Source organism: Collinsella sp. CLA-AP-H1 (assembly GCF_040092945.1).
GTDB lineage: Bacteria > Actinomycetota > Coriobacteriia > Coriobacteriales > Coriobacteriaceae > Collinsella.
In genome coordinates this window covers 261680-287346 of record NZ_JBBNKO010000001.1, presented here as the reverse complement: position 1 = coordinate 287346, position 25667 = coordinate 261680, and the positions used below count along the sequence as shown (strand labels likewise).

Annotated in this window: 24 protein-coding genes and 4 tRNA genes; 27 read left to right on the top strand and 1 reads right to left on the bottom strand. The window is 56.4% G+C overall.

Annotated features, from left to right (window positions below):
- Nucleotides 1–6 precede the first annotated feature (6 nt).
- From AAAV44_RS01325 to AAAV44_RS01305, 5 genes are all read left to right on the top strand, one after another.
- Nucleotides 7–1032, top strand: a complete 1026-nt coding sequence (locus AAAV44_RS01325) for an IS256 family transposase (protein WP_267472644.1) — start codon at nucleotides 7–9, stop codon at nucleotides 1030–1032.
- A complete protein-coding gene (locus AAAV44_RS01320; RefSeq protein ID WP_349114151.1) occupies nucleotides 924–1286 on the top strand; it encodes a transposase in 363 nt (120 codons plus the stop codon). Before AAAV44_RS01325 ends, AAAV44_RS01320 begins: the two co-directional genes overlap by 109 nt.
- Before the next feature lie 160 nt (nucleotides 1287–1446).
- A complete protein-coding gene (locus AAAV44_RS01315; protein WP_349114149.1) occupies nucleotides 1447–1902 on the top strand; it encodes a hypothetical protein in 456 nt (151 codons plus the stop codon).
- Nucleotides 1903–2531: 629 nt separating this feature from the next.
- The gene (locus AAAV44_RS01310; RefSeq protein ID WP_195445669.1) at nucleotides 2532–3167 is read left to right on the top strand and encodes a hypothetical protein; all 636 of its coding nucleotides are present in this window, start codon (nucleotides 2532–2534) and stop codon (nucleotides 3165–3167) included.
- A 346-nt stretch (nucleotides 3168–3513) separates the two neighbouring features.
- Entirely contained in the window at nucleotides 3514–4086 is a 573-nt protein-coding gene (locus AAAV44_RS01305; protein ID WP_195445671.1) for a hypothetical protein, read from the top strand.
- Nucleotides 4087–4238: 152 nt separating this feature from the next.
- Here the strand turns inward: AAAV44_RS01305 and AAAV44_RS01300 are convergent, their stop codons facing one another.
- Complete coding sequence (locus AAAV44_RS01300) at nucleotides 4239–4520, bottom strand: hypothetical protein (RefSeq protein WP_349114146.1); 282 nt, start codon at nucleotides 4518–4520, stop codon at nucleotides 4239–4241.
- Nucleotides 4521–4901: 381 nt separating this feature from the next.
- Here AAAV44_RS01300 and AAAV44_RS01295 point away from each other — a divergent pair, with 381 nt between their 5' ends.
- The 22 genes from AAAV44_RS01295 to scpB all read left to right on the top strand — a co-directional run bounded on the left by AAAV44_RS01295 (nucleotide 4902) and on the right by scpB (nucleotide 25649).
- The gene (locus AAAV44_RS01295) at nucleotides 4902–5999 is read left to right on the top strand and encodes an AAA family ATPase (RefSeq protein ID WP_195445673.1); all 1098 of its coding nucleotides are present in this window, start codon (nucleotides 4902–4904) and stop codon (nucleotides 5997–5999) included.
- A 3-nt stretch (nucleotides 6000–6002) separates the two neighbouring features.
- Nucleotides 6003–8309: a S8 family peptidase gene (locus AAAV44_RS01290; protein ID WP_349114144.1), complete on the top strand. Its 2307-nt coding sequence runs from the start codon at nucleotides 6003–6005 to the stop codon at nucleotides 8307–8309.
- A gap of 748 nt (nucleotides 8310–9057) precedes the next feature.
- Nucleotides 9058–10854, top strand: coding sequence for a P-loop NTPase fold protein (locus AAAV44_RS01285; protein WP_158565253.1), 1797 nt, complete (start codon nucleotides 9058–9060; stop codon nucleotides 10852–10854).
- A 274-nt stretch (nucleotides 10855–11128) separates the two neighbouring features.
- The gene (locus tag AAAV44_RS01280) at nucleotides 11129–11974 is read left to right on the top strand and encodes a hypothetical protein (RefSeq protein WP_349114142.1); all 846 of its coding nucleotides are present in this window, start codon (nucleotides 11129–11131) and stop codon (nucleotides 11972–11974) included.
- An 11-nt stretch (nucleotides 11975–11985) separates the two neighbouring features.
- Entirely contained in the window at nucleotides 11986–13194 is a 1209-nt protein-coding gene (locus AAAV44_RS01275; RefSeq protein WP_349114140.1) for an AAA family ATPase, read from the top strand.
- 318 nt (nucleotides 13195–13512) lie between these two features.
- Nucleotides 13513–14607: a hypothetical protein gene (locus tag AAAV44_RS01270; RefSeq protein ID WP_349114138.1), complete on the top strand. Its 1095-nt coding sequence runs from the start codon at nucleotides 13513–13515 to the stop codon at nucleotides 14605–14607.
- A gap of 92 nt (nucleotides 14608–14699) precedes the next feature.
- Nucleotides 14700–14915, top strand: a complete 216-nt coding sequence (locus AAAV44_RS01265; protein WP_349114136.1) for a hypothetical protein — start codon at nucleotides 14700–14702, stop codon at nucleotides 14913–14915.
- A gap of 14 nt (nucleotides 14916–14929) precedes the next feature.
- Nucleotides 14930–15517 (top strand): hypothetical protein, encoded by a 588-nt coding sequence (locus AAAV44_RS01260; protein WP_349114134.1) that lies wholly within the window; start codon nucleotides 14930–14932, stop codon nucleotides 15515–15517.
- Nucleotides 15518–15760: 243 nt separating this feature from the next.
- Nucleotides 15761–16027 carry a hypothetical protein gene (locus AAAV44_RS01255; RefSeq protein WP_349114132.1) on the top strand — a complete coding sequence of 89 codons (267 nt, stop codon included), beginning with the start codon at nucleotides 15761–15763 and terminating at the stop codon, nucleotides 16025–16027.
- Nucleotides 16028–16410: 383 nt separating this feature from the next.
- Nucleotides 16411–16596 carry a hypothetical protein gene (locus tag AAAV44_RS01250; RefSeq protein ID WP_349114131.1) on the top strand — a complete coding sequence of 62 codons (186 nt, stop codon included), beginning with the start codon at nucleotides 16411–16413 and terminating at the stop codon, nucleotides 16594–16596.
- A complete protein-coding gene (locus AAAV44_RS01245; RefSeq protein WP_349114129.1) occupies nucleotides 16593–17108 on the top strand; it encodes a type II toxin-antitoxin system death-on-curing family toxin in 516 nt (171 codons plus the stop codon). The genes AAAV44_RS01250 and AAAV44_RS01245 overlap by 4 nt, the downstream gene beginning before the upstream one ends.
- 45 nt (nucleotides 17109–17153) lie before the next feature.
- On the top strand, nucleotides 17154–17942 hold the full coding sequence (locus tag AAAV44_RS01240) for a DUF3825 domain-containing protein (RefSeq protein WP_349114128.1): 789 nt from the start codon (nucleotides 17154–17156) through the stop codon (nucleotides 17940–17942).
- 138 nt (nucleotides 17943–18080) lie between these two features.
- Nucleotides 18081–18155, top strand: a tRNA-Val gene (locus tag AAAV44_RS01235).
- 391 nt (nucleotides 18156–18546) lie between these two features.
- Nucleotides 18547–19704 carry a hypothetical protein gene (locus AAAV44_RS01230; RefSeq protein WP_349114126.1) on the top strand — a complete coding sequence of 386 codons (1158 nt, stop codon included), beginning with the start codon at nucleotides 18547–18549 and terminating at the stop codon, nucleotides 19702–19704.
- 312 nt (nucleotides 19705–20016) lie between these two features.
- Nucleotides 20017–20089 (top strand) — tRNA-Ala (locus AAAV44_RS01225).
- Between the two features lie 198 nt (nucleotides 20090–20287).
- Nucleotides 20288–20363, top strand: a tRNA-Ile gene (locus AAAV44_RS01220).
- A 491-nt stretch (nucleotides 20364–20854) separates the two neighbouring features.
- A tRNA-Ala gene (locus AAAV44_RS01215) sits at nucleotides 20855–20927 on the top strand.
- Between the two features lie 75 nt (nucleotides 20928–21002).
- The gene (locus AAAV44_RS01210) at nucleotides 21003–23036 is read left to right on the top strand and encodes an ABC-F family ATP-binding cassette domain-containing protein (RefSeq protein ID WP_349114124.1); all 2034 of its coding nucleotides are present in this window, start codon (nucleotides 21003–21005) and stop codon (nucleotides 23034–23036) included.
- Nucleotides 23023–23319: a hypothetical protein gene (locus AAAV44_RS01205; RefSeq protein ID WP_349114122.1), complete on the top strand. Its 297-nt coding sequence runs from the start codon at nucleotides 23023–23025 to the stop codon at nucleotides 23317–23319. Before AAAV44_RS01210 ends, AAAV44_RS01205 begins: the two co-directional genes overlap by 14 nt.
- Nucleotides 23320–23328: 9 nt before the next feature.
- Entirely contained in the window at nucleotides 23329–24012 is a 684-nt protein-coding gene (locus AAAV44_RS01200; RefSeq protein WP_349114121.1) for a site-2 protease family protein, read from the top strand.
- 84 nt (nucleotides 24013–24096) lie between these two features.
- A complete protein-coding gene (locus AAAV44_RS01195; RefSeq protein ID WP_349114120.1) occupies nucleotides 24097–24909 on the top strand; it encodes a segregation/condensation protein A in 813 nt (270 codons plus the stop codon).
- A gap of 11 nt (nucleotides 24910–24920) precedes the next feature.
- On the top strand, nucleotides 24921–25649 hold the full coding sequence (scpB, locus tag AAAV44_RS01190; RefSeq protein WP_089571912.1) for an SMC-Scp complex subunit ScpB: 729 nt from the start codon (nucleotides 24921–24923) through the stop codon (nucleotides 25647–25649).
- The last annotated feature ends 18 nt before the right edge of the window (nucleotides 25650–25667 follow it).

Here is a 25667-nt window from a genome sequence, read left to right as displayed (position 1 = left end):
GCCGCTATGGAAATCTTATCAGACCCGACGCCGGACATGCTCGCCATGCCCCGGTTCGACGACGGCGCCATCGACATGCAGGAGCTGCTCAGGCGCCTCGCCGAGCAGGTCGTGAACGCCGTGATGGACGCGGAGGCCGACCAGCTGTGCGGCGGCGGGGCGAACAGCCGCAACGGCTACCGCGAGAGGGCGCTCGCCACCTGCGTGGGCACGCTGACGCTTCGTATCCCCAAGCTGCGCTCGGGCAGCTTCTTCCCCGAGGACGTGATTGAGCGCTACCAGCGCGTGGACCGCGCCCTCGTGGCCGCCGTGGCGGAGATGTACGCCACCGGCACGAGCACCCGCAAGGTGCAGCGCGTCGCCGAGAAGATGGGCGTGTCCAGGCTCTCCAAGGACCAGGTGAGCGCCATCGCCTCGAGCCTGGACGCCGACATCGAGGAGCTCTGCGGAAGGCCGCTCGACGGCTCCCCGGTGCCCTACGTCTGGCTCGACGCCACCTACGTCAAGTGCCGCCGCGGGGGCCGCGTGGCGTCCACCGCCGTTGTCACCGCCATCGGCTGCGACGCGGGCGGCTGGAGGCGCGTCCTGGGCGTCGACGTGGTGGATACCGAGTCGTACGACCCGTGGCTCGCCTTCCTGCGGACGGTCCGCGGCCGCGGCGTCTCCGGGGTGGAGCTCGTCGTCTCGGACGCCCACCCGGGCCTCGTCCGCGCCCTCGGCGAGGTCTTCCAGGGCGCCGCGTGGCAGCGCTGCGCCGTCCACCTCATGCGCGACTGCATGCGCGAGGCCGGCTCCTGGCAGCTCAGGCGCCGCGTGGGCAGGATCGTCTCGCAGGTGTTCCGCGCCCGCGACGCCGCCACGGTGGCGGCCATGTACCACGCAGCGTGCGACATGCTCGAGGAGTGCTGCCCGGGGCCGCGGCGGTGCTTGAGGAGGCCGAGCCCGACGCCCTGGCCTACCTCGACTTCCCTCCGACCCACTGGAAGCGGCTGCGCACCAACAACGTGCAGGAGAGGACGAACAGGGAGATAAAGCGCAGGTCGCGCGTGGTCCAGGTATTCCCGTCCACGGGCTCGCTCGTGCGGCTCGCCGGCGCGGTCATGTGCGAGCAGGACGAGACATGGCAGGAGTCCAGGTACTTCTCGGAGGCGAGGATGAACGAGCTCTACGACGAGGGGTGCAGGCGCGGAATCGAAGGGCGGGTAGACTGGGCCCAGCTTGAGGCGGAGGCCAGGAAGATGATAGAGTCCGGCCTCGAGCTTGCGGACAGGGTCGAGACGGCATAGGATATCACCGTATTCCAGGTTCCCGGACGCCGGGCAGACTCGCTTCGGCTCGGGCGCTACACCAACTTTCTCGACACTACCCGCCGACGAGCCGCTGGCGAACCCGCGCCACGAGACATACTGCCGCGAGCGCGTGGCCGGCAAGACGTAGAGGTATGCGATGTTTGCCGCATGGCCCGACCGCTCGCGCTGGAAGCCCGAGACGGTGGACAACAAGGCCTGCAAGCTCGAAGCCGAGCATGAGGTCAAGGCATGGATTGCCCGCTTCAAGAGGCCCGCAGCGGAGAAGGTCACCACGACGCGCGCCGAGGTGCTCGCGGGCATAAGTTATACCTTCCAGGCGGGCATAGCGCGCGTGCGCGGCACCGGGGACGGCAGGCAGCTGGACTACACTTCGGTCAACGCCGTCACGCAGCTGGGCAAGACCCTGCTCGACGTGCTGCCCAAAGAGGGGGAGGCGGCCGAGGCCGAGCGGTCCTTCTGCATGGACTCTGGGTCGACGAGTCGACGCTGTCAATCTACCACGCCGACGAGCGCATCGCCACGCACCGGTTGCTGCCGCCCAATATCAGGAATGTTACCGTCAATGGGAAATCGGCCAATTGGTTGTATTTAGATTAGCCCTAACGCAACTGCTACTCCAACGTTGGCGAGGAGGGCGCATACGCCGTCCGCCTCGCCGAGCAGGAGGACGTGCTTGCTGAAGGCGGGCTCGTCTGGCATTCAAATACGTCAAGCTTACACCTTTCCGGTCAAATCTTGCTACAGCCCTGGTGAATCCAGACGCGAGGTTTTGTAAGGCCTCTATAAGGCGGAATCTGTAGAGGAGGGAGACTGTGTTATCGTGCGCTTCGACGATGATATGCTTGGAGAAAGGTTTTACGAGCTCTACCGCGTGCTCTTTTACCCTGGGCTTCACGAGAGGCCTGCGGCCAGAATGCGGGGTGTACGACGGGAGCAACGAGCCGTTCGCCGAGTGGGGCCCGACGACCTGAAGCCTCTCATAAATGAGACGGACATGAAGAGACGGGGCTGATCTTTCGAGACTCTACGCGCGCGGACGCTTTACCGAAGGCAGAACCTCGAACGGATCCTCGTGAGCGATGAGCCCGCAATAGGTCCGTGCGCCAACGGCCCGGCCCCGCTCTACGTCACCGAGCCCGTCCACGATGGCGAGGCTGTGGACGAATTCGTCGACCCGAGGTTGGGGGCGAGGATAGGCGCGAAGACAGGAGAAATTCTCTGATGGATAGTGTGTTCAATGACCATGTATTCCCTAAATACAAGGATCAACAGGTCATAAAGCCTCAGATGGATGGATTCAATGACCCCACTTTGAGAAATTTCACGCTGCTGGACTCGTCTGCCTTGATGAAAGATGAGCTTAAAGCCGACAGGTTCGACGATGAATTCATTAGATCTTTCCTCAATGCCGCCAAGGAGCTTGCGGCCGCCGGGAGAAGAGCGACCGACAGGCCGGGCATGTATGTGTTCCTGGAGCATTCCTACGCGATTCCGGTGATGTTCCTCACAAGGCACTGTATTGAGCTTTCAATCAAGAGGGCGATAAAAAGATGTGGGGCTAAGCCTAAGAAGGACCACAACCTTACGAGCCTGTGGAACTCCTTGCTCTCAAGGTTTCCGAGGCAAAAGTGCCGTGAAGATAATAGAACCATCAAGAACATGGGTGCTTTTGTAAAAGCCATTGCCGACGTCGATGACAACGGCATCAGTCTTCGCTATCCGCAAGACAAATCAGGCAGACTGACGCAGGACAGGCCGCTATTCGTGAACGACGAGGCAGTTGTCTCGTATTTGGAGAAGTTCGTAGAGCAGCTTCAACTGATTAACTTCGACTATCTTGCCGTGAATGGTAAATAAGTGGTTGGAAACCGCTGTTTATTGTTTGTGAAAACCATTGGTTGGAATCATGGTTTCAGATCAAATCCCGCTACAGCCCTGGTGAATCCAGACGTGAGGTTTTGTAAGGTTTCCATAAGGTGGAATCTGTAGAGGAAGGAGACTGTGATATCGTGCGCCCCGACGATGATATGCCTGGAGAGGGGTTTTACGAGCTCTACCGTGTGCTCTTTTACCCCTGGCTTCACGAGAAGTCTGCAGCCAGAATGCGGGATGTGCGACGGGAGCAGCGAGCCGTTTGCTAAGTGGGGCCCGAAGACTGGAATTCTCTCTTTAAGACGGTGGCGCTGGCGGAAGGGCTGACTAAATGATCACGGATGGCGTTGTGATTAGTTTCAACGGTCAAATCGATTTCGGCACGGTTGTTGCTCTCCTAGCTCTGGCACTCACTCTCCTCCAGTGGATTGTCTCGCTGATACGTGGCCGCCGGGAGGCCGCGCGGAGTCAGGCATCGGCCATCTGCGCCCGCGTGGTCAGGATGCCCGAGGGGGAGATGGCCACGGTTGGCGGGTGCAGGGTTCATTTCGCGCCCCAGTTCGGCCTAGAGGTGATGAATAATAGCAACGACGTCATTTACCAAGTTATCCTCACTGCCGTGCTCGTCCAAGGTGCTGGGCCTCAAGACGGAAGGGACGTCGAGGGGTGTGGCGGCAGAGTTCTACTCTCGTCCGTTGCTCCGGGCAAAACCGTGAGGCCCATCGGGTATCTCGATTGCTCGATGCATAAGACCTTCGGCTGCGAGGTGGCTTTCACCGATCGCTATGGACGCAGTTGGGTGCGGAAGAGTGACGGTCATTTGTGCAGGATTCGATTCAAAACGCCCGTCGATTATTATGGTCTGATGCTGCCTGTAGAGTGGATGGACTTCGATGAATGGTAATCGACATGCTCTGGTTTTGAACGAAAAGTCCCAGAGACGATCGATAACGATTCTTCTTTTATATTCCGCTCGCAGATAGACCCCGCCATGTTGACCACCGAACGCATCTTGACCGATGTGCTCGTGCCCCTCTTCGGGCACAGGACCATCGATTAAAAGCTGTTTCTCTGCAAGGGACTGCGCGACGCGGGCATTCCCAAGAGCAACTTTCTGAGCGACCGGCTCGGCAAGCACCCGAATAAGCCAATCAACCGGTGCACTTCCGACAGGGTGCTACTCTTGGCAGATATCACCCTGAGGGGCAAATGGAAGATCTCACAGGCAACCGCCTCTAACATGATTCGCTCGTTCATCCTCTGCTCAATCTCCCCGCACAGGGCATCAACTGCCTCGGCGATCTTGGCGGCCCCGGCCGCCCGGCCCTCAAGCTCCATAATGCGTCCTCTTGCTTGGCGAGATGGACCTTGAGCTCGTCGGGGCCATCGTCGGTGGCGGCCACTTCTTCTTCCGCATGCTGTGCTTGTTCATCTGGTTGCTCTTGCGGGTCCTGCTGCGTCTCTGCCGCCTGCGCACCATCGGTGCCCCCCTTCATGGGAACCACCCTCGTGAATCACGCAGGCAAATGCCCGCTCGAATGCATGTCAAGAGCAGAGTGTTTCTCTGTCACAAGTTTGAAGTCAGCTCACGCCAAATTTCATGTAACCTTGTGCCACTATTTTAGCTTCTGAAGGCTTTGGCACAATCTAAAAAATACCCGCTGTAACTGTGCTATCTTAAGCATGTTCCATCTTTCTGAGACTGAGAGGTAATGGTATATGGACGCAATAGACTACATGCCTAGGCTGGTGAGAGCCTGTTTAGAGAATGACAGAAGACTCGTAGAATCAGTCTCGCTCACGGTGTCCCGCAAGCTGAGACGCGATCGTCCCGATCTCGCTTCGGAGATTGCTGGGGCGCTTGCCGCATCTGGCATGAGAAGCGAGGCTACCCGTGCAGCCGAGATAAACCCGCTACCGATCGACCGAGAGACCCGCTTCTCTCTCGTAGAGCTCATAGAGCCAACCGAGCTTCCGGATCCCATTCTCGATGCTGCAGCCACAAAAGAGCTTGGCGACTTTCTCAAGGAGAGAAGTCTGATTCAGCGGTTTTTCGAGGATGGGATCGAACCCTCGAACAGCATCCTCTTCATTGGCGCTCCGGGCGTGGGCAAGACATACACGGCCAACTGGCTTGCATACAAGCTCGCTCTTCCACTCATAACGCTCGACCTCGCAACCTCGATATCCAGCTATCTCGGTCGATCCGGGCAAAACATCAAGAGTGTCTTCGACTATGTCCGCGCACAGCCTGCGGTGCTCTTCCTGGACGAGTTTGACGCAATTGCGAAGCGGCGTGATGACGAGGGTGACCTCGGCGAATTGAAGCGCCTTGTGAACGTTCTTCTCAAAGAAATCGAGACATGCCCTAAGGGCAGCATCGTGCTTGCAGCAACAAATCATCCGGAGTTGTTGGATAGGGCGATTTGGCGGCGCTTCGACAGAGTTATAGAGCTGCCGCTTCCCGAGGAGGATGAACGCATGCGACTCTTCGAGAGGCACCTGCCCAGCGACCGCTTCACGCTCTCGTCAGAGGTGCTCCTACTCATGGTCGAGAAGAGCGCGGGCATGAGCGCCGCAGACATTTGCAAGCTTTGCGAGCACATTAAGCGCCAATCAGTGATGAACCCGGGCGAGAGCATAGAAATCATTTCTCTGAGCGAGCTGTACTCCAAATGCAAACCTCAAACGAAGCAGGATAAGAGTGAGGCATGCATAAAACTCAAAGAAATTAAACCAGCTCTTACCGTGCGAGACGTTGCGCGGATCGTCGGAGTCGGCGCCTCGACGGTCTCCCGTTACATGAAGGAGGCATAAGCCATGTTCGACCCGCTGCCAATTCTTGCCCACGGCGAATCGTATGCTCAGCCAGTTCAGAAGAAAACCGGTGGAGGTCCTAGGCCACGGCCACATGAGTACGAAGAGGCTAGGGTCCGCCTTCTTGCTAATATCGGCACTGTGTCCAGGAAGATACAGACCGACCCCGATTCCTATCTTGAGGAAAAGGTGGTTTGTATACGTATGGAGCCCAAGTTCGAAGCAAAGTCCTATGCACCCTCATCGGTGCTCACCTCTTCGGACGAGTTGCAACTCATCGGCGGCAGGAGATACAAGACAGGCAACGTGCAACCTCAGAAGAACAGCGATGACGAAGACGCAGGAGAGCAGCCTGAGTTCGCAAAGCTCTACTTCCTGCGAACGACCTCAAAGGGCATCGCCGATTTTGAGAACGCGCTTCGCACCGGGTCAAACACATCGGATGCATGGCGCAACGAGGTAATGTCCATCCGTTCCTTCGATCTGCTTGAGCCTGATGAGAAGATACTTGGCTTCGATGCGGAATGGAAAGAGGGCCTGGTCGAGGCCGTGCTTCATCCGCTCCAAGAAAGCGCCGAGGATGCCATAGACCTGTTCTGCAAGGCAGCAGGCCTCGGTCGTGACAAAATCGAGGTACGGACATACAAAGACGGCGTTACATTCATCGCCGCACAGTTGAGCAGGGAAGCCACTATGGCAGCAGCGAGAATCAACCCGCTGCGCACGGTTCACCCGATGGGAAGAATCGCCTTCGAGCCGATACGGAGCGCGATGAGCGCGCCAGCACCGCAGGTTGCTGCAGCCCAGAATGTCCCACCTGTGACCGTCGGCGTCTTCGATGGTGGATGCAATCCCAATGTCCCTCTCCTCGCCGGTTATGTCAATGCGCATGATGCCGTTGCATCACTGCCCGACCAAGGCGGCATCGACCATGGAACGGGAGTCTGCGGAGCCGTGCTGCATGGCGAGCTTTCCGGTAAGGGAGCTAGTGACGTCCTCCCTGCACCCGAGGTGAAGGTTGAGAGCTTTCGAGTGCTGCCGCCGAGCGATCCCGTCGACATTGACCTCTACGAATCGATTGACGCTATCGAGTACGTAGTCGGGCATTATCCTGACATCCACCTGTATAATCTCTCGTTTGGCCCCACTGGCCCCATTCTCGACGACGACATCAGCCGCTTTACTTATGCGCTTGATGTGCTGTCGTACAACTGCGATGCTGAGCCGCCCCTCTTTTGCATTGCGGCCGGCAATGACGGTGATTTGCCAAGTCCAGATAATCGTGTGCAGTCACCAGCGGATCTGGTCAACGGCATCGGAGTTGGCGCGTTTTGTATAATGCCTGATGGTACGAAAGCACGCGCTCCTTATAGCTGTGTTGGTCCGGGAAGAGAGGGTGCCAAAATCAAGCCCGACCTCCTTGAGTATGGAGGGGACATCAACAAGCCATTCGTGGTGGTTGCCTCAAGCGGCAATGCTTTAGGCGCAAGCGCGGGTACCAGCTTTGCATCCCCCTTACTCGTCCACAAGCTTGGCAGAATGATGTCGCGAAGCGAGGATATCTCACAGCATCTCGCCCGGGCTCTGGCCCTCCACAATTCGGAGCACAGTGATAGCTTTGTTCGAGAGGAGTACGGTTTCGGCATTGCTCCAGATGATCCATCGACTTGTCTGAACTGTGACGACAACCGTGTCACCACGCTATATCAAGGCACGCTCAGACCCAAGCAGCTTGTCTCGCTGCCGATATTTGCCCCCGGCATCGAGTCGGCGAAGGGGCTTATCACAATCAGTTGGACCATCGTTGCAGTCTGCAAAACGAATCCCAACGATTCGGATGCCTACACCTCAAGCTGCATAGTAGATACCCTCATTCCCCACGCCAACAAATTCACGTACTCGCTCAAAGGTACAAGCTATAGGCATACGGTGAATCTCGCCACCGAGGAGGGGCGTATCAAGGCGGCTGAGCTTGAACTACAGGGCTACACCTCATCAACCTTGCCGGTGAGCAAGCCTGCAAAGAAGTACTGGGAAGAGTCAGAGTTACGAGCCAACGACATGAAGTGGGACAGTGTCATCAGCAGGACACAACGCATGAAATCAAGCTCATTGTATGACCCGAAGCTGACGCTCCAATCCATATTCCGTAACAATAACGATCCCGATGCGCTCACTCGTTACTATGCTGTCGTGACGGTCGATGCTCCAGGCTACAATGGCAGTCTTTACAACAGTACGCTCCAGGAGTATCGCAACTTGCAGCCAATCAAGCTTAGGATTGAGCCGCGTCTTGAGGCAAGGAGTTAATAGAAGGGACGGCCATCGTGCATAATTGCCTGATGGCCGTTCTGCTACATACAAAGCAATAGATAGTATTAGGCAGACAAAACGATGCCTCTCTTGTCGAGTAACCTGTCTACTGTGTTGAACAATTCTTGAAAGTTTCCAAGGGTCACATTAACGAACTGATACCTTAGGTCTTTGGAATGTAGACTCTCTCTCCGAAGAGCTCAGTAATCCCCAAGTTGAATTGTGACTTGTCATGGCGACCTTCTCTTTCGAGGAAGGTCGCCATGACCCCATTCCGGTCTTGTGATTATTCGCTGATTATTGCATCAGTTTTGGTATGCCGTTCCATGCCGCACTGGCACGAGCTCCACGGTAGGCTGATACACATTGACACCAAGAACCTCTACGCGCCCGCAAGAAGCGTTTTCTTTTCAGAACAATCCAGATGGCACGAAGCGTGCCTTGGCAACGGGTAGGAGCTGATGCTGGCTTAGGTACTGTAAGTGGCAGTAAAGCTGTAGCTAAATCTAGAACTTCGAAGTTGTCTTTGGAGTTGGGCGCATCTATAGTCGAGATTCCTGAGTCCATAGGTCGGACTTTCGCATCGGCGTCGCCTCAAAACACATAACGTGGACTGAGCATGGTTCGACCGCCAGCTTTCAATCAAGCTTATGCCATCATTGTTGTGAACGGGGCGACCTCGGTTGCGGGTTGATATAGCGCAGTGAAAGAAATCTTTCGCTCTAAGTTGATGCAGGAGGGAATAATGGAGACATGCCGGTCAAAAGAGCCTGCTGATCAACTCATCGATCATATTGATTCCTATCTCAAGGATAAGGACAATCAATATGCAATTGCACTTGAGGGAGATTGGGGATCGGGAAAGACCCGATTCATCGAAGGGAAACTCAACGAGTATCTCGAAAAGGGCGAATACAACCTTGTCCGCGTTTCCATGTTCGGAATTGCCACTGCTGATGATCTATACGAACGTATTGTGATGGCGCTTGTACACCTTAGCGATAAAGGTATGAAGGCGCAAGCTGCTGCCAAAACTATAGGGGGCGCCCTCAACGGTATTTCGAGGGCTTTAATTAAAAGAACGGGATTATCGGTGAATCTCGCCGTCGGGATACAATCCGTTGCCTGCCTAATGCTCAAAAAGAAGCACTTTCTTGTATTCGATGATGTGGAGAGGCGTTCTAAACATAGCGACGATTTGGCGCTATTCGGAACGATGAACGATCTTGTCGAAAGACTTGGATTGAAGGTCATGCTGGTTTCAAATGCCTGGGAAGGAAGTGATGTGCAATCGATGCGAGAGTTCGATAGGGACGTACGCGAAAAGCTAATTTGGAAAGTCTATCCTTTCAAGCCGTGCCCGTCTGCATTGGCCAAAGAAATTCTCATGGGAGATTGTCGCCCATCGGAAGACCTTGATATGCATAGCGCCATACTTGCGGGGGTAGAGGCCAGCGGATGCGTAAATGCTCGGGCAATGATTCGTGCTCATGAGCTAATCAGAAGAATTTGCAGCCTTGAGGTGCTTCAAAATACAGGAATTGCACTTCAAAACCGGTTTTACGCTCTACGGGACGCAGTCCATTTTGCTTTGTTGACCTCCATGGGGAACGCACCTTCCATGCCACAAAACGGAAAGCCAGAGGAATGGCTCAGTCCGGAGGCGCTGGAATACGATCGCAGAGTGTCTCTTTACGAGCAATACTCTGATTTCTCCGTGATAGGTAAGGCATTCGACCCTTCAGGCGATGTAGATATTGAAGATCTCGAACAAGGGTTTAAAACATACATTTGGAAACGGTACCCGAGCAACCGCGATACCCTCGAAGTTAGGGAGATCGCTAAAAGTATGCGGTGCGCTTACGATCTTGATGACGATAATGTAGATGGCCTCGCGCAGCGTTACTATGATTTAGTTACTAGAGCACATTATTCAGTCGATTGTTTGCACGACGTGCTCGAGGTTTATTACCTGCTATCTGACCTCAAATGGGAATGTCCATTTTCGCAAAATGACTTTATCAAATATTGCAAGAAAGTGATCGATGCCGATCTAGACAAAGCTTCTGAGCTCCTCTCTGGACCAGTATTTAGTGCAGACGAAAGGCGGAAAAGACGGGCGCTCGCCGAAGAACTTGAGCGTTATGCTCGGACAGAGCTGAATAAAAAGATGTCGAGTCAGTTGATGATATCTGAGGGAGCGGAGGGACTGACGGGCAGGGAGATTGCTCGACTTCTCAACGATGCTGCAGAACGCGATGTCAAAGTGTTGGTTAATGCTAGTCCGAGAGTCATTGTCGAGTCATTTTGTAGAGAAGATGCGGCGAATCAAGAGGCGCTTCGCAAGTTCTTTGTGCATCTTCATAACGTTTGGATTCCGGGTGGGGTGCCATCGGCGGATTTAGTTGAATGGATACTTGAGATAAAGACTGCACTGGAAGAAACGAACGTTGAAACGAAAACTGGATCAATGAGAAGGCGTTTGTTCTTGAGAAATCTGGAGGAGCTTGAGAGCCGATTTGGGTATCCCGTACAGAAGTAGCACCGATGCTCCACTTGCCGTGCGCTTCAGTGCCAGCGGTCTTGTTTTGCGCTTGCGCGGTGCCGGCTTGATTTCATTTGTTGCATAGATTGAAGGATGCGCCAGTCACGTCTTCTTCGCTTGCTCACGGTCTTCTGTCCGTCTCGGCTGCATGGTGGGTCCGATTGCTTTTTCGGAGTGGCAATGATACGTATGGTGTGAAACGGATGGTACGCGGATAACGAGGGGCGGAAACAACGACAGCCCCACGCTAAAGGAAAGGAGCGGAGGAACTATGCCAGAAAATAATATACCAGGCCTCTTCACCGTCTACTACATGAATCAGCAGAAGGTGTTCGAGACGAGGATGCTCCTGGACAACAAACTCAAGACTACAAGCTCCAAGGAAAACCAGAACGGGACGACAAAGAGAGCATCATTGAACGCCGAAGCGGAGCTCAACCCTCCCTTTCTGACGAAACTCAGGGCAAAACTCGAAGGAAGCGTCAGGCACGAAAAACAAGAGAAGATCGTGGACACCCTCGAATACGTGAACACAAATAGCCGGATGCTCGCCGACATAATGGAGCATTGCAAAGCCCCCGAAAGCGGAACAACGCTTGCAGAAGGCGACCTCGCATACATCGGCGATGTCTCGCTGGAGCTCATCAATGAGGAGGAGATTCGAGGCATCATGGCGATCATGAGCGGGACCTTCGACGGAATCACCGTCCCCGATGCCGGAGACCTCGACATCGGCCACATGATGCAATCCTTCATAGGAGACGGCGCAGCCTTCAAGCTCAGAGGAAACCGCGCAAGAAGAAGAACGCCGCTGTACGCGAAGATTCCCCTCGATGGAGAAGAAATGTTCGAAAGCGGGTACACAATCGACGACCTGCTCATCGGAAAGGTCGGCATCGTCGGGATATGCAAAGGGAAAATCACCCCGGCCCAGATGAAGAGCCCCCTCGATTACTTCCAACAGCCAGACGACCCGAAACGCACGCCGCAGAACGACATTGTTATATGCGGAAAGAACCTGTCACCCACCGCCATGACCGGCGGCGGCAATCGGGTAGAACAGGGCTATTACATAGACATCCTTGCTGTCATTCAGGCAGTGTCCTTCGAGGCTTGATAGGCAACGCCATGCGCAAACTCGTCACATACAACAAATCCCAGTATAAAGCCCTGATCGACCAGCTCGGAGACGGCGGCTTCAAGTTGATGTCGCTTCTCGAACTACACGGAAGCGACCAAATCTCCGAGCTCCTCTCCGAGAAAAAGCTCGTCGTGGACGTTTCATCACTTGTGGGGTTACTCTCGGGCGATCTTCAGCTGGCATCGAAATTCGAGCTCCTCGTCCACCAGCTACCCTTTGGCACCCTCTTCATCGGAGACGATAAAACCGTGAACGAAGGAGCATACCAATTGAGAACCATGTTCGACGACATTATAGAATGCGACATCGAGATCGATAAGGACGCCCAGAAGGACAAAAGAGTAAAGAGAACACTCGTATCCCTCGACGAACTCGAATTCAAACAGGTCCTCACCACCCTCGAAAGCGAGCTCATAGGCCAGATCGAATTCAAACGCTCCTTCGAATCCCGATCGCGCAGCTTCAGGCTCTTCAACGCGCTCGACGAGCAGCCGGTGTTCTCGTTGCTCCTTCTTGGCCCTTCGGGTGTCGGGAAAACAGAAGTCGCCAAGATTCTCTGCGAGGCAATCGCGCCATGCCAGCCCCTCCCTAAAGTCAATCTTGGGAACTACAGCAGCAAGGACTCTCTAAACTCCCTGATTGGCAGCCCGAGAGGATACATGGGAAGCGAAGAAGGCGAGCTGGGAAAGAAGATCGACTCGTCCGATGCCGGAATTCTCCTGGTGGATGAGTTCGAGAAAGCTGAACCCGCCGTCTGGAACTTCTTCCTCGATCTCCTCGAGACAGGATCGTTCACGGACTCCCAAGGGATGGAGCACGATCTCCGCGGGTTCATCATCGTATTCACGACAAACTGCCCCCTCGGGAAGATCAATGAAACTTTCCCGGCAGAACTCCTCTCCCGCTTCAATTTGATGAGCCACTTCTCCAAGCTAAGCGTAAGCGACAAAAAGTTCTTTGTCGAAAGATACGTATCCATGTTTGCCAAGAAGTACAGGGAGACTGCTCCCAGTGGCTTGCCGACATTGCCGGACGACATCGCCGGCAGGGCAATGATGGAAATCGACATTGAAGCGACCGAAAACATCCGGATCCTCAAGAACACAACAAGATCTTGGATCAGCGAATTCGTAGAGAAGGCCCGAAAGAGCAGTTCAATCGCGACGCAGCCCTCCATCATCAACGCCCAAACATAACGAATATATGTTCTTATTGCATCGCATCTACATTACGAAATTCAGATTGCTTGAGATGTCTTGACGCAAGTTCAGATTCACTTCGGAGTATCATGCTGTCAATTTGAAGGATGCTACCTGCGCTTTTGAAGAATCGAAACGGAGGTTGTAAGCCGATTCTTCCTTTCACCGACTGGCAAAACGATTTACACCTAATTGTGGGAGTTGCCCACGCGATTTCTCTTTGCTCCTGCATCGATCTCGCTAAACTAATTAGTGCTGCCACCAGGGCATTTTCTGGTGCATATTCTATTGGCTCCCGCGAAGATCGGAGCGGGTATGTTTGCTGCCGAGTCCCACACCAGCCGTCATCACATTGCGATCGCTGCCATGGCCTGCCTATGCTTTTTGCTGGGCGGGCCTTCTTATGCCGCGGGCGCTGAGAGCCTCATCATCGCGGGCGCGACGTACTACGAGCCGGGCGTGTCGGGCCCCGGCTGGGCTTGGACCGATGCCGACCACCTTGAGCTTAACGGCTACGCGGGCGAGGCCATCGGCGCCGACGGCGACCTGGTGCTGACGCTTGCCGGGCAAAACTCCGTGACGGAGTCACATGCGCCCGATGCGGACATCACGCTATGCGGCATGGAAGTGTGGGGCAACCTGACGCTTCGCGGCACCGGGACCCTGAAGGCGACGGGCTCGCAGTGCGGGATCCACATTTCGCAGTCGCTCGTGGTGGACGGCTGCACCGTCGATGCCAGGGCAGATGGGGCCGATATTACGGACGAGGCGGTCGCCGGCGTGATCGCTGGCGACATGGCCGTGCGCGGCGGCGGGCGCGTCGTTGCCGCGGGCGCCGGGTCCGGGGCGGGCGTGCGCGCCTACGGCGTGTATCTGCAAGATGCGGGCTTTGGCGATGGTTCGGCCGGCTGTCGGCTTTCCGTCGACGCCTCGTGGCTCGATGCGACCGGTGCCGATGGCGGCGTTGCTTGTCTGGGTGGGTCGCCTGTGTCTGCGCGGTTTGCGACGCCTGCTGGTGGGGTCTTTGGTGCTAGTGGGGTGGTGGATGCCTCCGGTGCGGTGGCACCGCATGTGGTGGTTGAACCCGATGTCGCCACGCCGCCGGCGGGGAAGACCGAAGGGGTCGTCGTGCCTGGCGATAGCGTGGATAAGTCTCCCGCCGATGCTAACCCCGCTGCTGGAGATCCCACCACAGGACCCACGGCAAATCCCTCACTGAAACCCGCAGCCACGACAACCAAGACAACAACGACAGTAACCAAGACCACGGTCGCCAAAGTCCCCAAGCCCAAAGCTGCCACCGCGACAACTGCGACACTCCCCAAGACCGGCGACACCAATTGGATCGCCGCCTCTGTGGCGCTTTTCCTGCTGGGGACAGTGTTTCTGGCTGCTGCGTGCCGCTGCTGAAGCACCATTTCTATAGGCTATATAGAAGGCTATATTCGTAACGACGAATTATTAGAATAGTTTTTACGACAATTACTCGGGACTTATCTAACATGAAACACGAATCGGATCAAACAGTTGAGGCTGCCAAGAACGTAAAAGACGCCGGCCTTCTTGAGCTGTTCGAGCGTTGCAATTATCTGTACAACGAGGCATTTTATGCCAACACGGAACTAGCAATCCTTCGCGAACTGTCTAAAGCATCTTCCGACTATGAGAATGAAGTAATTGCGCTGGCTGCTTCTTCAGCTTTACACAACTTGCATTAACCGAATCCTGTTTCATGAATTGCGCGCGGTTATTTGATACCAAAAGCGACGTCAGTATTGGGAACTTGATAGAAGACGTCAAGTCTCATTCTGCTGAAATCGACGCGCTTGCAATCTCCTTATTTAATGATCGGCCAAACTTTGACAGGCTTAATCCAATCGTTCATCCATTGGCAAAGGACGAGGAGCGTTTCTACCCCAAAGAAGTTGAGTCACAACGCTCAGATGAAAAGCTGTTCGGAAATCATTACAGAATGGTTACTGTGTGTATAACCACTCATGACCTTTCCAATTTATGGAAAAAACGACTCAACAGTCTCCGTAAACTAACTGACATGCTTCGCGATCAGCGAAATAAGGTTTTCGCCCATAGCGACATGGAAGCACTGAAATATGATGAGCTTGTTAGGCGACTTCCTTTAACTTACGGCGAAATTCAAAAACTAATCAACTTCGCACTCGATCTAACAATCGAATTATTCGCCAAAATTACTGGTATTGAAAAAGATCGATTGCCCAAGAACTACAACGATATACAAGGCCTCCTAAAATATGCGGAGGTTGGCATGGAGGCTGTTGAGCAGCATTTGGGTAATCTATAGGATTCAAGCTCCTGCAAGCTGTTAAGCATGCAGGAGCTTGAATCTAAGTACAATTCATGACATAAAGCCCGGCCAACGCACAACGACTGTTTTCCATGCCAAAAAGACACTGAAGTGTGAGACGGTTCAAATCTCAATAAAACAAATAATCAGCAGTTCAGGTCTTATGGAAATAATTCAATTCGCATCACGTTGCATCTAAGCGGTTGTTTATACTCGGAAGTAAACACTAAGGAGGCAGCAATGCTTTGGAGCTATGTTCAGCTAGATGATGGCACTCAGTTTGCCTACTCAGAAACGCGCGACGACGGGACCGTTCGCATAGCCGTCGAGCGCCCGGTTGATTTTGGTTTTGACCATGCAGAATGCTTTCTACCTGCGGTCAAATGGTTTAACGTCAAAGGATTTTCTACTGACGATCTGGATTTTTTGACCGAGTTCGTTAGATCAAACGCTCCGTTTATCTTCGAGCTTGCAGAACGGCAAAAAGCTGGACCGGCGGTGGCATAATGCCTCGAATTCTTGTTTTTGGACAGTATGTTCTGTTCTTTTGGATTGCGGAAAACGGAGAACCCGTTCACATCCATGTAGGGGTAAAGAGGGCGGCTGCTAATTCGACTAAGTTTTGGCTCACTAAAAATGGCGGATGCACACTTGCGAACAACGAGAGCAAGATTCCGGCTAAGGATCTCAGGGATCTTTCAAAACTAATCACCATGAACCATCGATACATTTGTGACAAGTGGCGCGAAACCTTTGGTGATGATTCCCTGACATTCTATTGCTAAACCGCAATTGAGCCATGATTACGCTTGTCGACATATCCGCTGCCGCCTCTCGCGTGTTACCTCGCCACGACGTCCGCGAGGCGTATCTATTTAAAGGAGGCGGACATGCCTTGGAACTACGTTCAAGTTGATGACGGTGCTGATTGTGCTGGCCAGGAAGATCCTTCAATTGCGCACGAGGCCGATTCCGCTTCGCCTATTTCACTTGACGGCATTATGTCAATTGACCATGCAGTTGAGTCAACCATAGCGTCCATGCCCAACGCGCTCAGGCTTTTGGAAAACTCATGATTGCCGATGTCGACGGGCGGGCGATTCCTGTTGCGCCGCTAGTGCTCGATGACGCTGGGTCACTCGAGGCCATGGCCGGCGCCGTCATGCGCCTTCACAGTACGCTGCTAACAATCGGACGCTGCTATACGACCGACGCTACGGACGAAAGAGCCGCGCGCGAACTTGGGCGCGTCGAGTCCGTGCTTGCGGGCGCGTTCTGCACGATATTCGGCCAATCGCCAGCCGATCGTTTCACGGACATCTTTGACCAGGTCGCCTACGTCGCCGAGCACATGGTCAAGGACCACATCTTCGAGGACGGCAACAAGCGAACCAGCCTTGTCTTTGCGTTGTCCGTCCTAAGGTTCGCCGGCACTCCGGTCGCGCTGTCCGACAGCCCCGAACCCAAAGACAACCAGTACTACGCCTGGATCCAGGACCTCGTTGCTAGACGCCGCACGCTCGACGATCTAGCCAACGAGCTAAGGTGCCATTGCATCGTGATCTCCGACGACGCTTCGCACGTATAGAATCAAAGTATCCACACGCCTGTCATTATCTTGATTGGAAGCCACATGGAGATCCCCAACACCCTGTGCAGCAATGTATACGACTTTGCGTTTTGCCCCGAGCCCTGTTACGAGCGCTTGGCCGACCTCGCCGACCCCGAGGACTGGGGTCCCAGCAACCGCATCCTCAAAAACTACCTGTCGTTTTCGTTTAGCCGCGCGGTGTTTTTGACCGAGCGCGACGTAGACCAGACCGCGCCGTCCAACCTGCCGCTGGTGTTCGACGACGACCGCTGCCTGTTCAACACCGGCCTGTATACGCGCCGCTACGAGACCATCTATGGCCTGTTTGAACCCAACACCAAGCCCGACGCGCGCCAGCGCTGGTTTTTGAAGGGCTTCTTTAAGGAGAGCGACCCCATGCTGGTCTCATTTGAGTACCTGCCGTGCCGCGTACGCTTTGCCGAGGACCCCTCCGAGCTGGTCTTTGACTACCGCCTTCCCATCCGCTCCAACATCGACCACATTCTGGGCGACGAGGAGAACCTGACGCGCATTCCTGCCAGCCTGATGGGGGAGGGCAACTCGCTGCTGCCGCGCCGTGCCTTTGAGGGCGCCGTCGTCGAAGCCGCCCGACGCGCCGCCGCCAATTACACGCTCGCCGTACCGCAGTTCTACGGCGGCCGGATCCAGCTGCTGCTGCCGCTGTGCCTAACCGGCGACAAGCCTGAGCTGGCGCTGACCATCCAGCGCGAGGATGGCTTCTATGCCGCACGCACGTGCCTCACGCTCGACATGGCGTACAACAACGCGCGACTTATCTGTCGTCCCGAGACCTCGTGGATTAAACGATAAAGGGTGGTTTAGCTGGGGGTTTGTCGGCTGCCCTGATTGCTGTGGCGCGGTTTGCGCCCGCGAATTTAAAATCGGAAGCAAAAAGTTCTTGGTAAACCACGCACGGCTATGTTAGTATCTCTTTTGCCGAAAGGCGACGGGCGATTGGCTCAGGGGTAGAGCATATCCTTCACACGGATGGGGTCACAAGTTCGAATCTTGTATCGCCCACCATCTAAAGTACAGGTCAGAGGTGTTTAGCCTCTGGCCTTTTTCTTTTTGACACCAAGCTTGACACCAAATCTGACACCAAAATCGAATCGAAATTTTTAAACGCGCTTCTAGCTGATCTCTCCTGAACTGACGTCATTGCGCGTTTTGCATAAAGCTCATGCGCTCTTTCATTAAATTTGCCATGGGATTCACGTACAAATGTGGAGATAGGGACCACGGCCCCAGAACGCCTGCCAGCAGATTTGTGCCACACGGCGATCTTTAGGCGAAATGCGTCAAGCTATTTGTCGGCATTTGGTCAGCTTCCGGTACTTACCGGCATGATGCCGCCATTGATAATCGGTCTACCTGCAAACATAACGGCACGCAGCCAAAGCTAGGGGAGGCCCATATGGACGAGATCGTCTGCGCAAACACCGCATTCCGCTACTGGCGCTGCCCGCCCCAAGTGCGCAACCTCTACCCGCGACTGCCAAGCCCAGAAGACGGCTGGCGAGCCCTAGCCCAAGCCCCTTTCGTAACCGATATCCTCAAGACCCCGATTATTACCACAACAGTGCCCGGTGGCGTTAACTACCATTCGGGATTACGGACAACAATCCACTGTGATGATACTTCGGGGGTGGATAGCACGCTGGAAACCGCGATGAGCTTTAGGGTTACCAATCCACTTGCGACGCTATTTACCATGGCGCGTTTTGTATCTCCAACCGATCTTGTCCTTGCCATGTACGAATTTTGCGGATGGTTCTCAGTCTTTGAGCCCACCGCAGCAGCAGAGGCGGAACTAGACACAGCCAATGACGCCGCCGAGAATGCAACCACCGAATCCATCTTTGACCTCGATGAAAGCCAAGACGAACCACAATGGAAACGCGTTTATGCGCGCATAAAAGTCAAAGAACAGGTAAATACGAAGGGGCCCAACGGACAAAAGAAAACGAAGGAGGTCACAAGGCTAAAGGGCACTTCGCTCTGGATGAGGAAGCCGCTCATCGAATTACACGAGCTTCATGAGTATGCCAGTAAGATGAAAAGACGAAAGTGGGGTACGAAGTTTTACAACGCCGCGCAGCTGGTGACAGGTATAGCAGCTTCTCCGCTTGAAGTTGCAGGAATTTTATTGCTATCGCTTCCTCGCTCTCGCGGCGGTGCCGGCTTTCGAAACGTTTATGTTAACGACCTTACGCCGCTTACCGCATCGGCGCAGAGCATTGCAGGGCAAAAAATCTGCTACGGGGATATCGTGATCGTAAATCCAACCATAATGAAAGAAGGCATCGTGGAGATTCAGGGAGAGGTTATCCACGGATCGGGCGCCGTGCTCGACCACGATGCCAAACGCATGACGGCGCTGCAAAGTATGGGGTATGACGTCTTTCTGGTTACGCACGAGATGCTTAACGATGCCGAGCAGCTTGATGCGATCGTGCGAAGTCTTTGCTCGCGCTTGGAATTGCGCTATAGGTGCAAAACTAAGGTGCAAAAGACGACGGAAATGGAGTTGCGAGCCAACGTACTATGCAACTGGCTGGAAATAGGTCGTTAGACGGGCACCCTGCTCACTTCCGGGCGCCCTCGGTCAGCCGCCTGCGATGCCGCCGCCACGAAACCGGCCCATCTACTACGTCTAAGCCCGGCCCCTCGACCATATCCCGTATTTCGCGAAAACCGCAGGCCGTCTACCTGCGGTTTTATTTTTGCCCGAGGCACCATGGTCGGGGGATGCCGGCCGAACGTAGTAGATGGGCCGGTTTCGTGGCGGGAGGCCCATCAGGCTCCACTCCGCCCGCCCCAGGAAAGTTTTTCCAAAATTGTCCTTGCATCGCCGTCCGAGTTCCCGTATAGTACTTCTTCGCACGGGGGCGTAGCTCAGCTGGGAGAGCGCTTGACTGGCAGTCAAGAGGTCAGGGGTTCGATCCCCCTCGTCTCCACCCGAGCATTGAATGAGGCTCCAACGCAAGTTGGGGCCTTTTTTCATATAGGAACACAAGGTCAAAGGCGGCACCATGATCCTCCTGGTCGACAAGATCGTGCGTTGAACGGGCGTCGCGTGCATGGTAGTATTTCACGACGTGGTTCAAAGCGTTGGAGGCTGTTCTGCCACCCCAACTGTAAGTGCCACTTTATAAGGGCTCTTGGCGCAACGGTTAGCGCAGGGGACTCATAATCCCTGGGTTCTGGGTTCGAATCCCGGAGGGCCCACCAGGTTTTTCAACAGGTCAGGCAATATGTCTGGCCTGTTTTCTTTTTCATGGCAGTAGTTTTCACTTGCGAATAGCCTGCTTGCTCACTTCCGGGCGCCCTCGGTCGGCTGCCTGCGATGCCGCCGCCACGAAACCGGCCCATCTACTACGTTTAAGCCCGACCCCTCGACCATACCCCGTATTTCACAAAAACCGCAGGCCGTCTACCTGCGGTTTTATTTTTGCCCGAGGCGCCATGGTCGGGGGATGCCGGCCGAACGTAGTAGATGGGCCGGTTTCGTGGCGGGAGGCCCCGGGGGCGGGCGGAGTGGAGCCTGATGGGAGGGCGGCGGCAGCGCCGCCCTCCCGCGGGGCGCGCCCCGCGGGCTTAGTCGGGCATCGCGGGCCCATCGCTCTCGAGTCCGTCCGGCATCCGCGCCGCCGGCCCAGGAAAGTTTTTCCAAAATTGTCCTTGCATCGCCGTCCGAGTTCCCGTATAGTACTTCTTCGCACGGGGGCGTAGCTCAGCTGGGAGAGCGCTTGACTGGCAGTCAAGAGGTCAGGGGTTCGATCCCCCTCGTCTCCACCCGAGCATTGAATGAGGCTCCAACGCAAGTTGGGGCCTTTTTTCATATAGGAACACAAGGTCAAAGGCGGCACCATGATCCTCCTGGTCGACAAGATCGAAAAAAGCTTCGGCGCGCGCGTCCTCTTTAGCGGCGCGTCCTTCCAGATCAATCCCGGCGAGCGCTTCGCGCTCGTGGGCCCCAACGGCGCCGGCAAAACCACCATGCTCAAGATCATCATGGGCATCGACAGCCCCGACGCCGGCCAGGTCCAGTACGCCAAGGACTGCCAGGTAGGCTACCTAGAGCAGGAAACCAACCTGGAGCACAAGGACACCACCATCCTCGCCGAGGTCATGGCCGCCGCCAAGGAAATTCGCCGCATGGGAGAGCGCGCCAACGAGCTGCAGGCTCAGATCACCGAACTCTCCGAACAGGGGAAGGACGTCGATGCACTCCTCAACGAGTATGGCCAGGTCCAGGACCGCTTTGAGCACCTGGGCGGCTACGAACTCGAGAGCAACGCCCGCAAAATCCTGTCCGGCCTGGGCTTTAAGGTCACCGACTTTGAGCGCCCGTGCTCCGAGTTCTCGGGCGGCTGGCAGATGCGTATCGCGCTGGCAAAGCTCTTCCTGCGTCATCCCGACCTGCTGTTGCTGGACGAGCCGACCAACCACCTGGACCTCGAAAGCGTCCAGTGGCTGCGCGGCTTTATCGCCAACTACGACGGCGCCGTCCTCATCGTCAGTCACGACCGAGCCTTCATGGACGCCTGCGTCGACCACGTCGCCGCACTCGAAAACCGTCGCGTGACCACCTACAACGGCAACTACAGCAGCTACCTCAAGCAGCGTGAGGACAACCTGGAGCAGATGCGCGCCAAGCGTGCCGCTCAGGAGCGCGACATCGCCCACATGCAGGTCTTCGTCGACAAGTTCCGCTACAAGCCCACCAAGGCCGCCCAGGCCCAGGAGCGCATCCGCAAGATCGAGCAGATCAAAAAGGAGCTCGTCATCCTGCCCGAGGGCCACAAGCACATCGATTTTAAGTTCCCCGACCCGCCGCGCTCGGGCGACATGGTCGTGGGTCTGGAGGGCGTGTCCAAGTCTTACGGCAATAAGCACATCTACAGCGGCATCGACCTTAAGCTCTACCGCGGCGAGCACGTGGCACTTGTCGGACCCAACGGCGCCGGCAAGTCCACGCTCATGAAGATCCTCGCCGGCCTGGAGCCGCCCACCGCCGGCACGCGCGACCTGGGCACTAACGTGGGCGTGGCCTATTACGCCCAGCACGCGCTCGAGGGCATGACCGAGTCCAACACCGTCCTGCAAGAGATCGACACCGTTACGCCCAAGTGGACCGTGCCGCAGCAGCGCAGCCTGCTGGGCGCCTTCCTGTTTAGCGACAACGACGCAATCGAAAAGCAGGTACGCGTCCTCTCCGGCGGTGAAAAGGCGCGCCTGGCGCTCGCTAAGATGCTCGTGGCCCCCGAGGCACTCCTGTGCCTGGACGAGCCCACCAACCACCTGGACATCGACTCGGTGGATATGCTCGAGAACGCCCTGCAAAACTTCCCCGGCACCATCGTGCTGATCAGCCACGACGAGCACCTGGTACGCGCCGTGGCCAACCGCATCATCGACATCCGCGATGGCAAGGTCACCGTCTACGACGGCGACTACGACTACTACCTCTACAAGCGCGAGGACCTCGCAGCCCGCGCCGCCGCCGAGGCGGCAGGGGAGAGTGCGCCGGCCACTGCCAAGTCCGCCAAGGTCACCGCGGCCCAGCCCGATGCGCCCGCCGCCGCTTCCAAGCCTACCGAGGGCAAAAAGACCAAGGAGCAAAAGCGCGCCGAGGCCCAGGCCCGCGCCGCGCTCAACAAAAAGCTCAAGGGCGTGCGCAACCAGCTCAAGAAGATCGAGACGGAGCTCGACAAAAAGCGCGCCCGCTATGACGAGCTTATGGAATTGATGGCCAGCGAAGAGCTTTATGCCGATCAGGACAAGTTCAACGCCGCGCTGGGGGAATATAACGGCCTTAAGCAGGAGCTGCCCAAGCTCGAGGACGAATGGCTGGAGCTTTCCACCCAGATTGAAGAGGAGACCGCGCGTGAACTCTCGTAAGGCCGCCGCCGTTGCGATGAGCATCATCGCCATCGCCTGTCGCATCTGCGGCATCTTTATGAGCGCAATGACCGTTCTGCTGTGCTTTAGCGGCCTCACCGCCAAGCTGCAGATCGTGGGCTTTGTCGTTGAGCTTTCGCGCGCGCTGCCGAGCGGCATCGCCGGCTACGGCGTCATTACGTCGCCCTTTGGCGGCGTGTTCCGCCTGGATTACGCCATCGTCGCTGTGATCCTGTTTGTGGCCGATTACCTGCTCACGCGCGCCTCGCGTCGCGTCCGCTAGGGGAGTGACATGTCCAGCAGCTACCTCATGAATCTGCTCGTCAGCGCCGTCGCCGTCATCGTGGGTATCGTGATCCACGAAAGCGCGCACGCCGCCGCGGCCTGGGCGCTCGGCGACAAGACGGCCCGTTCGCGCGGCCGCGTCTCGCTCAACCCGCTCAACCATATCGATCCGTTTGGCACCATCATCCTGCCGCTGCTTATGCTTGCCGCCGGCGGTCCCGTATTCGCCTTCGCCAAGCCCGTGCCCGTCTACCTCAACAACCTCAAGCACCCCAAGCGCGACGAGGTCCTGGTGAGCGTTGCCGGCCCCGCGTCGAACATCGCCCTCGCGTGCCTCGCGGCCGCCCTCATGCACGCAACGTACGGCAACCTCTACACCAGCATGTCCTTTGCCCTGGCGTCACAGATCATGAACTTCGGTGCCACGTTTATCGTGGTCAACCTGTCGCTTGCGTTTTTTAACCTCATCCCGATCCCGCCGCTCGATGGCTCGTCGATCATCGTGCCCTTCCTCAAAGGCAAGGCACTCAACAACTATTACCGTCTGCAGCAATACGCTATGCCCATCCTCATCCTGGTGCTGTACCTGCTGCCCATGTGGACCGGCATCGACGTGATCGGACGGTATTTCGACGTTACCGTGTATCCACTCGCTGAGCAGCTGCTTAACTTCGCAATCGCCGGCATCTAAGGTAAACTTACAGCTCGACCGTGCAAAATGGTCGCAACATGCACCCAAACCGCGCCGCGAAGGCGCCGTCAAAGGAGGTCGAAGATGTCGTATCGCGTGTCGACGCAGGTCTACAGCGGACCGTTCGACCTGCTCCTGCAGCTGGTAACCCGCCAAAAAGTTGATATCGGCGCCATCTCGATCAGCGAGGTGGCCGAGCAATACCTGGCCGAGGCCGAGCGCATCGAGGCGCTGGACCTGGACGTGGCGAGCGACTTTTTGCTGGTCGCGGCAACCCTTTTGGACATCAAGGCCGCCTCTCTGGTACCGCAGGAGGCCCCGCGCAAAGTCGATGACGACGATGACGAGTTCGACGAAGACCTCGAGGAGCTCAGTACGCTCGACGGCGACGCCCTTCGCGAGGTCCTGATCCAGCGCCTGATTGCCTACAAGCAGTTTAAGGGCGCGGCGGCGGCCCTCGGTGCTCGCATGCAGGCCGAAAGCCGCATGCACCCGCGTGTGGCCGGTCCCGACCCGGAGTTTTTGGGCCTAATGCCCGACTATCTGGCCGGCATCACCCTGCGCGGTCTCGCCGTCATCTGCGCCGACCTGGACGGCAAGCGACAGACCTTCCTGCTGGAGGCCGAGCACGTGGCGCCGCATCGCGTGCCGCTCGACCTGACCGTGGCCTCAGTCGACCGCTTTACCATGGCGCACCAAACCTGCACCTTCCGCGAGCTACTGGACGGCGATGCCACCACCGAGCAGCTCGTCGTCACCTTCCTGGCCATACTCGAGCTCGCCAAGCGTGGCTCGCTCACGCTGAGCCAGGACGAGATCTTTGGAACCATTCAAATCAACCGCGTCGAGGGCGCCGAGGCCTATGTGCTCGGCGAGGGCCCCGAGCTCACCGAATAGGAGCCGCAACCATGTCAACCCTTTCCACGCTGGAGGCAAACAGCCTCAAAGGTGCCCTCGAGGCGCTGCTGCTGGTTTCGAGCGACCCAGTGAGTGCGCCCGCGTTGGCCGGTGCACTGGATATCGCCCCCGGCGAGTGCGCGTCGCTGCTCGCCGAGCTCAAGGTTGAGTACGAGGAGGCCAACCGCGGCTTTCAGCTTCGCGAGGTCGCCGGCGGCTGGCGCCTGTTTACGCATCCCGCCTACCACGACGTGGTCGAGGCCTACGTGCTGAGCTGGGACACGCAAAAGCTATCGCAGGCAGCGCTCGAGACCCTGGCCGTCATCGCCTACCACCAGCCCGTCACGCGCGAGGTGGTCAAGGGCATCCGCGGCGTCAACTCTGACGGCGTCATTGCGTCGCTCGTGGACAAGGGTCTGGTGCGTGAGCTCGGCCGCGATCCCCAGCGCGGTCAAGCCATCATCTACGGCACGACCAACGCCTTCTTGGAAAAGTTCGGTCTGCGCTCCACCCGAGACCTGCCCGACCTGGAGCAGTTTGCCCCCGACGAGCAGTCGCGTCAGTTTATCCGCGAGCGCCTGAGCGGCCGCAGTATTCAGTCCACGCTCGAGGAGCAGGCCGAAGACCTGGACGAAGAGCGCGAACTGCTCGATACCGATGTTGAGGATGTTGAGGCAGTCGAGGACTTGGAGACCCTAGTCGTCGACGAGACCTCGGAGGATTTGCATGACGAGGACTAACGAAGTAGGGGAGACGCG

Coding starts and splice junctions, on each gene's coding strand:
- AAAV44_RS01325 (WP_267472644.1), top strand. CDS start 7: ATGGAAATCTTATCAGACCCGACGCCGGACATGCTCGCCATGCCCCGG.
- AAAV44_RS01315 (WP_349114149.1), top strand. CDS start 1,447: ATGTTTGCCGCATGGCCCGACCGCTCGCGCTGGAAGCCCGAGACGGTG.
- AAAV44_RS01310 (WP_195445669.1), top strand. CDS start 2,532: ATGGATAGTGTGTTCAATGACCATGTATTCCCTAAATACAAGGATCAA.
- AAAV44_RS01305 (WP_195445671.1), top strand. CDS start 3,514: ATGATCACGGATGGCGTTGTGATTAGTTTCAACGGTCAAATCGATTTC.
- AAAV44_RS01300 (WP_349114146.1), bottom strand. CDS start 4,520: ATGGAGCTTGAGGGCCGGGCGGCCGGGGCCGCCAAGATCGCCGAGGCA.
- AAAV44_RS01295 (WP_195445673.1), top strand. CDS start 4,902: ATGGACGCAATAGACTACATGCCTAGGCTGGTGAGAGCCTGTTTAGAG.
- AAAV44_RS01290 (WP_349114144.1), top strand. CDS start 6,003: ATGTTCGACCCGCTGCCAATTCTTGCCCACGGCGAATCGTATGCTCAG.
- AAAV44_RS01285 (WP_158565253.1), top strand. CDS start 9,058: ATGGAGACATGCCGGTCAAAAGAGCCTGCTGATCAACTCATCGATCAT.
- AAAV44_RS01280 (WP_349114142.1), top strand. CDS start 11,129: ATGCCAGAAAATAATATACCAGGCCTCTTCACCGTCTACTACATGAAT.
- AAAV44_RS01275 (WP_349114140.1), top strand. CDS start 11,986: ATGCGCAAACTCGTCACATACAACAAATCCCAGTATAAAGCCCTGATC.
- AAAV44_RS01270 (WP_349114138.1), top strand. CDS start 13,513: ATGTTTGCTGCCGAGTCCCACACCAGCCGTCATCACATTGCGATCGCT.
- AAAV44_RS01265 (WP_349114136.1), top strand. CDS start 14,700: ATGAAACACGAATCGGATCAAACAGTTGAGGCTGCCAAGAACGTAAAA.
- AAAV44_RS01260 (WP_349114134.1), top strand. CDS start 14,930: ATGAATTGCGCGCGGTTATTTGATACCAAAAGCGACGTCAGTATTGGG.
- AAAV44_RS01255 (WP_349114132.1), top strand. CDS start 15,761: ATGCTTTGGAGCTATGTTCAGCTAGATGATGGCACTCAGTTTGCCTAC.
- AAAV44_RS01250 (WP_349114131.1), top strand. CDS start 16,411: ATGCCTTGGAACTACGTTCAAGTTGATGACGGTGCTGATTGTGCTGGC.
- AAAV44_RS01245 (WP_349114129.1), top strand. CDS start 16,593: ATGATTGCCGATGTCGACGGGCGGGCGATTCCTGTTGCGCCGCTAGTG.
- AAAV44_RS01240 (WP_349114128.1), top strand. CDS start 17,154: ATGGAGATCCCCAACACCCTGTGCAGCAATGTATACGACTTTGCGTTT.
- AAAV44_RS01230 (WP_349114126.1), top strand. CDS start 18,547: ATGGACGAGATCGTCTGCGCAAACACCGCATTCCGCTACTGGCGCTGC.
- AAAV44_RS01210 (WP_349114124.1), top strand. CDS start 21,003: ATGATCCTCCTGGTCGACAAGATCGAAAAAAGCTTCGGCGCGCGCGTC.
- AAAV44_RS01200 (WP_349114121.1), top strand. CDS start 23,329: ATGTCCAGCAGCTACCTCATGAATCTGCTCGTCAGCGCCGTCGCCGTC.
- AAAV44_RS01195 (WP_349114120.1), top strand. CDS start 24,097: ATGTCGTATCGCGTGTCGACGCAGGTCTACAGCGGACCGTTCGACCTG.
- scpB (WP_089571912.1), top strand. CDS start 24,921: ATGTCAACCCTTTCCACGCTGGAGGCAAACAGCCTCAAAGGTGCCCTC.